The 6,354-nt window shown below is 66.6% G+C and carries 5 protein-coding genes; 3 read left to right on the forward strand and 2 right to left on the reverse strand.

What is annotated here, in order from left to right:
- The first annotated feature begins 29 nt into the window (after positions 1 to 29).
- Complete coding sequence (argB, locus tag H6A23_RS05605) at positions 30 to 911, forward strand: acetylglutamate kinase (protein WP_204831217.1); 882 nt, start codon at positions 30 to 32, stop codon at positions 909 to 911.
- Between the two features lie 15 nt (positions 912 to 926).
- The gene (locus H6A23_RS05610) at positions 927 to 2,195 is read left to right on the forward strand and encodes an acetylornithine/succinylornithine family transaminase (protein WP_286165834.1); all 1,269 of its coding nucleotides are present in this window, start codon (positions 927 to 929) and stop codon (positions 2,193 to 2,195) included.
- Between the two features lie 236 nt (positions 2,196 to 2,431).
- Here H6A23_RS05610 and H6A23_RS05615 read toward each other — a convergent pair whose 3' ends face one another.
- Complete coding sequence (locus H6A23_RS05615) at positions 2,432 to 3,541, reverse strand: hypothetical protein (RefSeq protein WP_204831218.1); 1,110 nt, start codon at positions 3,539 to 3,541, stop codon at positions 2,432 to 2,434.
- 429 nt (positions 3,542 to 3,970) lie between these two features.
- Complete coding sequence (locus H6A23_RS05620) at positions 3,971 to 5,197, reverse strand: MFS transporter (RefSeq protein ID WP_204831219.1); 1,227 nt, start codon at positions 5,195 to 5,197, stop codon at positions 3,971 to 3,973.
- A 157-nt stretch (positions 5,198 to 5,354) separates the two neighbouring features.
- Between H6A23_RS05620 and H6A23_RS05625 the strand changes: the two genes are divergently transcribed.
- The gene (locus tag H6A23_RS05625) at positions 5,355 to 6,320 is read left to right on the forward strand and encodes a zinc dependent phospholipase C family protein (RefSeq protein WP_204831220.1); all 966 of its coding nucleotides are present in this window, start codon (positions 5,355 to 5,357) and stop codon (positions 6,318 to 6,320) included.
- Positions 6,321 to 6,354: the final 34 nt, after the last annotated feature.

The raw sequence follows: 6,354 nt of genomic DNA on the forward strand, positions 1-6,354 counted from the left end.
CTTCTCGCCAGCGTATCTAAGGAGCAACCATGAAGCAGCGCGACAGGCAGGAGCGCGAGCGCGCCTCCTCGAAGGTCGACGTCCTGAACGAGGCCCTGCCGTGGATCCACCGCATGGCCGGCAAGACGTTCGTCATCAAGTACGGCGGATCGGCCATGGAGAACCCCGAGCTCTGCCGCCAGGTCGTGGCGGATATCGAGATGCTCAAGCTGCTGGGCATCCGCATCGTGCTCGTGCACGGCGGCGGCAAGGCCATCAGCGCGCACGTGAAGGCGCTGGGGCTCCCCGTCACCTTCAAGGGCGGCCTGCGCGTGACCGACGACGCCACGATGGAGGCCGTGCGCGAGGTGCTCGTGGGCAAGGTCAACCAGGACCTCGTCTGGGCGCTCAACGAGTACGGGCACAACGCCGTGGGCATCTCCGGCGCGGACGGCAAGACCCTGAAGGCCGAGCAGATCGACCCCGAGCTCGGCCGCGTGGGCCGCATCCGCGAGGTGGACCCGAGCCTCATCGAGACCATCCTCGAGGACGGCTACATTCCCGTGGTCGCCACGGTGGGGTGCGCGCCGGACGGCTTCTTCAACATCAACGCGGACGTGGCTGCCGGCAAGATTGCCGAGGCCATGGGCGCCGACAAGCTCATCTACCTCACGGACGTCGACGGCCTCTACGGCGACGTCGCCGACGAGGACTCGCTCATCCAGAGCCTCACGCGCTCCGAGACCTACGATCTGCTCGACTCCGGCACGCTCGACGGCGGCATGCTGCCCAAGATCCGCTCCATCGCCGAGGCCCTCGACGCGGGCGTCTCCGAGGTCGTCATTCTCAACGGAACCTTCCCACATTCGCTGCTATTGGAGATCTTCACCGACGCGGGCTGCGGTACCATGTTCACGCAGGACAATGCCTAGGGGAAAGGATGTCCCATGCCAGCTGACGAGAAGAACGACACGCCGACCTTCTCGACCGTCTCGGAGCGGGTCATGAAGGCTGACGCCGACTACGTCATGCACACCTACGGTCGCTATCCCGTCGAGTTCGTCTCGGGGCACGACGCCACGCTCGTGGACTCCACGGGCAGGGAGTACCTCGACCTGCTTGGCGGCATCGGCTGCGCGAGCCTCGGCCACTGCAACCCCACCGTCGCCGACGCCATCCGCGACCAGCTGGGTTGCGTCTGGCAGACGGGCAACTACTTCTATGACGAGAAACGCGCCCGCCTCGCGGCGGCGCTCTCCACGATGCTCTCCACCACCACCGACGAGGGCGGCCACGTCGTGGGCTCCACCGGCACGCGCTGGCGCACCTTCTTCGCCAACTCCGGCGCCGAGGCCAATGAGGGCGCCATCAAGCTCGCCCGCCGCTGGGGCGAGAAGAACCTCAACGGCGCGAGCATCATCGTGACCGCGCGCCAGAGCTTCCACGGCCGCACGCTCGCCACGCTCGCGGCCACCGGCCAGGACAAGTTCCACCGCAGCTTCCGGCCGCTGCCCGAGGGCTTTGTCTCCGTGTCCCTGAACGACATCTACGCCCTGCGCGAGCGCGTGGAGCGCGGCGGCGTCTGCGCCGTCATGCTCGAGTGCGTGCAGGGGGAGGGCGGCGTCTGGAACGCCAACTACGACTACCTTCGCGACGTGCGTGACCTCTGCACCGAGAAGGGCATCCTGCTCGTCATCGACGAGGTGCAGACGGGCTTCTATCGCTGCGGCTCCCCGTTCTGCTACCAGCGCTCGGAGATCGAGCCCGACGTGGTGAGCATGGCCAAGGGCATCGCGGACGGCTTCCCCATGGGCGCCGTCGCGGCCCGCGCCAAGGTGGCCGACCTCATGGGCCCCGGGGACCACGGCTCCACGTTCGGCGGCAACCCGCTCGCCTGCGCGGCGGGCCTCGCCTGCGTGAGCGCCCTCGCCGACCTGGGCATCGGCGAGCACGTGCTCTCCGTCGGCCGGCACCTGCGCCACCGCCTCACCGCCATGGACCACGTCGTGGACGTGCGCGGCCACGGCCTCATGCGCGGGGCCGAGCTCGACGCGCCGATCGCCGCGCGCGTGGTGGAGGAGGGCCTCGCCGAGGGCCTGGTGCTCAACCACATCGGCGACTCCATCCTGCGCTTCCTCCCGCCGCTCGTGATCACGTGCGCCGAGGTCGACGAGGCCTGCGACCGCCTGGAGAAGATTATCGCGCGCCTGGCGTAGGCCTCCGCTTGGAACCGCTGCCATTTCGGGCGGGGCCCGGACGTCCCCTAGGGCGTCCGGGCCCCGCCCGTCCTTCTCGCCATGCGTATTCCGAGATTTCCGCACACTGCGGTTTACGCGTGCAAAATATTGAACTACCCCATGCGCAACTTGGAATGGGGGCTCCGTTTGGCCACAAATCCCAGGATGCGCGTGCCGAGAAGGACGCGGAAACTCCAATATCCATCAATCGGAACTTACGCGTCCTCGTCCCGCCAGCGCAGCGAGGCTGGCCTCAGCTGGGAGAGAAGGACGTTTCGTGCTAGAACGACGTCGGGGTCATCGAGGCGCTGCCTCATTCTTCGCTTGAAGGATGGCCCTTCGTATGGCGCAAACTTCTCAACGAGCTGGGCGAGAAACGCCCGGACGGCCTTCTCGCTGCGTGCGTCCTTCTTGGTTACGGGGAAGTAGTCGATTCCGCACAGCTCGTAGTCTCGTGCCCGGTCGCAGTCCTCGGCGAGCGCCTTCTCGCTCGTATGGTCCTTCCCCTGATGCTCGCATGCCGCGTGGTAGAGCGCCCAGTAGAAGTCAGGGCGCATGGTCCGGTGGCTGACAAGACTGCTGACCTTGTTGGGCCATTGCAAAGGGACATTCTGGAGGGGCCTTTGAAGGTGCATGCCGCCGAGGCGCGGCGGGAGGCAGAACGCGTGATACCACAACGTCTCCATGGCGGAGCCCGAGCCGTCGTTGGCATACCCTGCCGCCATGTGGGCGAGCGTGTGACCGTGAAGACCGCTTGCTGATTCGAGAAATGACGTTACCTCGGCGACTGACGAGACCGGGGGAAGGTCATAGACGACCTCGCCCGAGGCAGGGGAGAGGGGGTCGCGCGCGTATGATCCGCAGAGCTCCATGAGAAATCCGCTGAGGCGAACGAGTGCGGCGTTTCTCGTGAGCTGCTCCCTGCGAACCAGTTCGCCGAGGGACTGCGCCGCGCTGATGAGCGAGAGGCCAGCTGCTTCAACAAACACGTGAACGGGCTTTCCTGCCGCGGTGGAGAGCGGGGCTCCTGTCGAGCTGACGAGTTCCAGGTGCGAGCCGTCGGGCAGGCGCGCGAGGTTGGGGATTGCCCGGACGATGGCGCATTGACTTCGGGACGCATCGTCCGCAAAACGCAAGGAGACGGGCTGCGTGCGCGTGGGCGCGAGGACGTCTCCGGGAAGAGCGGAGATCGGGCTCGAGGCGTCGATTCGACCATGGTCGCGGTGAATCTCCTCCCTGTCCGCGGGAATCAGCGCAAGGTCCCCTGTTCTTCGGGCGTGGCGCAATACCTTCAGGGAGTCCTCGTGCGCAAGGAAGATGTCCATGGGCCTCCTCTCTTCGTGGTGACGGGAGGCTAGCAGGTGGGACTTTCACGAGGCTGACGATTTCATTCCCCTGGGCGTGCGCCGGGCTCTCCGCAAGGGGCGTACGGGCGGCTCAGCACGAGGTGGGACGCCCGCAAGAAAACGTGAGGACGTATCGTGCGTTTGCGCGAGGGTTTGCGGATTTTTCGGAACTACACGTTTGGCAGCGGCGTTGATATGGCTGCTCCCCATGAGGACGCGCAGACGGCGGTTTTCGGACATCGCGGATTACGCGTGATAAATCTCAAACTAGATGACGCGCAATCTCGAAAAAGTATGCAGATATACGGAAAATCCCCATCTACGCATCCTCGGAAGGACGCGCAAACGGGGATTGCCGATAATGCGAGGCTACGCGTGCCAGCGGGACCGCGCCGCTGCCGGCCAGGCCTACGCCGTGCGCTCCGGGACGCGCAGCATCACGAGGAAGCCCACGACGAAGAGCACCGCGATCGAGAGCACGCCGAGGCTGGAGTTGCCGGTGAGCGCGGTGAACGTGCCCACGAGAAACGTGCCGAGGATGGCGGCGTACTTGCCGAAGATGTCGAAGAAGCCAAAGTACTCGTTGGCGCGCTCCTTGGGACAGAGCTTGCCAAACTCGGAGCGGCTGAGCGCCTGGATGCCGCCCTGGAACATGCCCACGAGGATGGCCAGGAACCAGAACTCGGCGGCCGAGCGCAGGAAGAACGCGGCAAAGAGGGTGATGCCAAAGTAGGCGGCGATCGCGATCAGGAGCATGCGGCGCGTGCCGTACTTGGACGAGAGGCGCCCGTAGATGATCGCGGAGGGAAACGCCACGAACTGCGTGACGAGAAGCGCCAGCACGAGCTGCGTGGAGTCGATGCCGAGATCGGTGCCGTAGCTCGTGGAGAGCTTGATGATGGTGTGCACGCCGTCGATGTAGAAGAAGTACGCGATCATGTAGTAGCGGATGGCGCGGTTCGCCCAGATCTCGCGCAGGGTCCCCGCAAGGCCGCGGACGGCGCGGGAGACGGCGTGGGGCTCGCGCGGCTTGAAGTGCCTCTGCTGGACGTTCTTGAGCAGCGGCACGGTGAAGACGGCCCACCACAGACCGGTAATGATGAACGCGATCTGCATGGCGGTCTGCATCGTGATGCCGAGCGCCTCGTAGCCCAGGACCACGCCGAGGCACGCGATGAACGGCACGCAGCTGCCGATGTAGCCCCAGGCGTAGCCCGCCGACGAGATCTCGTCCATGCGCTCGTCCGTGGTGGTGTCAACGAGCAGCGCGTCGTAGAAGACCATCGAGGAGTTGAGCGCCACGGAGGAGACCACGTAGATGATCAGAAACGCCAGCGCCGTGGTCACAAAGCCGAGCGCCACCGTGGCCACCACGCCCGTGCCCACGCAGCCCACGATGAACCTCTTCTTCATGCCCTGCATGTCGGCGATCGAGCCCAGGACGGGCATGAGAAGCGCGATGATGAGGGAGGCCACCGTCTCGGCGTAGCTCCACGCCACCACCACGCCGCCCTCGGGGGAGAGGGAGGAGAAGTAGATGGGGATCACGCTCGTGGCGAGAAGGACGAGCGCGGAGTTGCCCACGTCGTAGACGATCCAGCTCTTCTCCGCCTTGGTCATTTTCTGGTGTGCCATGCGGCTCCTCCCGTTCTTGCGACGCAACGTTTCCATGGTAGGCGTCCGCGCGGCCCTGAGGGGGTAAGAAGTGCGTAATGTGCCGATGGCGCGGACCGCGGCCGGGGCGTGGAGACCGTGGCATAATCGGGGGAGCACACACGACGAAAGGCTCGCCATGCCCGCGATTCTCACGCACGACCTCTTTGGCCGGGAGTCCCTCGACGAGGTTCGGGACCTGCTCGGCCTTAGGACAGACGACGAGACCGACGCGTTTCTCCTGGGCAACCAGGGGCCGGACCCCCTCTTCTACCTGGTGGTCGACCCGCTCATGCACAAGTGGTCCCCGCTCGGCAACGCCATGCACGACGCGCGCCCGGCCCTGCTGCTGCTCGCCATGCGGGAGGCGGCCGCCGGCCTCGAGGGCCGCGAGCGCACCCTCGCGCGTGCCTACGTGGCCGGCTTCGCCTGCCACTGGCTGCTCGACTCTACGGTGCACCCCCTCGTCTACCACTGGCAGAACGGCATCTGCGAGGCGGGCGTTGAGGGGCTCGACGAGCGCGCGGCCTCGAAGGTCCACGCCGAGATCGAGCGCGACCTCGACGAGGCCGTGCTCTTCTCGCTCACCGGGCAGACCGTCTCGACGTACCGGCCGCACGCCCGCACGCTCGCCGCGAGCCGCGAGGTGCTCGCGGCCGTGGACAAGGTGTACTTCTACGTGGCCCTGTGGGTCTACGGCAAGGCCATCGACCCGAGGACCTTCTCCACGGCGGCGATTGAGTTCCGCCTCGTGCAGCGTGTCTTCGACTCGCCGGGCGGCCGCAAGCGCGCGGTCATCGGCACCCTCGAGCGGGCGCTCGGCCGCACGCCCTTCTCGCTCGTCTGCGCGATGTCGCACCGGGACCGCGCCGAGGCGACCTCGGCCTTTGACAACCGCGAGCACGCGGCCTGGGAGAACCCCTTCACGGGCGCGGTCAGCGAGAAGGGCTTCTGGGACCTCTGGGACGACGCGCGCGGCCGCGTGGGCGAGGTGCTCTCGGGGCTCCGCGCGCCCGAGCTCGACCTCGCCGGCGCGCGCGGGCTCACGGGCGACCTCAACTTCGAGGGTGCCCCCTCGGCGCCGGACGCGCCCTTCACGTGGTAGCGCGCCCCGCCCGACCTGTCTCTTATACACATCT

Source organism: Olsenella uli (genome assembly GCF_016900775.1).
In the GTDB taxonomy this organism is placed as follows: domain Bacteria; phylum Actinomycetota; class Coriobacteriia; order Coriobacteriales; family Atopobiaceae; genus Thermophilibacter; species Thermophilibacter uli_A.

Bases quoted from the DNA above. Each gene is read 5' to 3' on its own strand.
- argB (WP_204831217.1), top strand. From the start codon at position 30: ATGAAGCAGCGCGACAGGCAGGAGCGCGAGCGCGCCTCCTCGAAGGTC.
- H6A23_RS05610 (WP_286165834.1), top strand. From the start codon at position 927: ATGCCAGCTGACGAGAAGAACGACACGCCGACCTTCTCGACCGTCTCG.
- H6A23_RS05615 (WP_204831218.1), bottom strand. From the start codon at position 3,541: ATGGACATCTTCCTTGCGCACGAGGACTCCCTGAAGGTATTGCGCCAC.
- H6A23_RS05620 (WP_204831219.1), bottom strand. From the start codon at position 5,197: ATGGCACACCAGAAAATGACCAAGGCGGAGAAGAGCTGGATCGTCTAC.
- H6A23_RS05625 (WP_204831220.1), top strand. From the start codon at position 5,355: ATGCCCGCGATTCTCACGCACGACCTCTTTGGCCGGGAGTCCCTCGAC.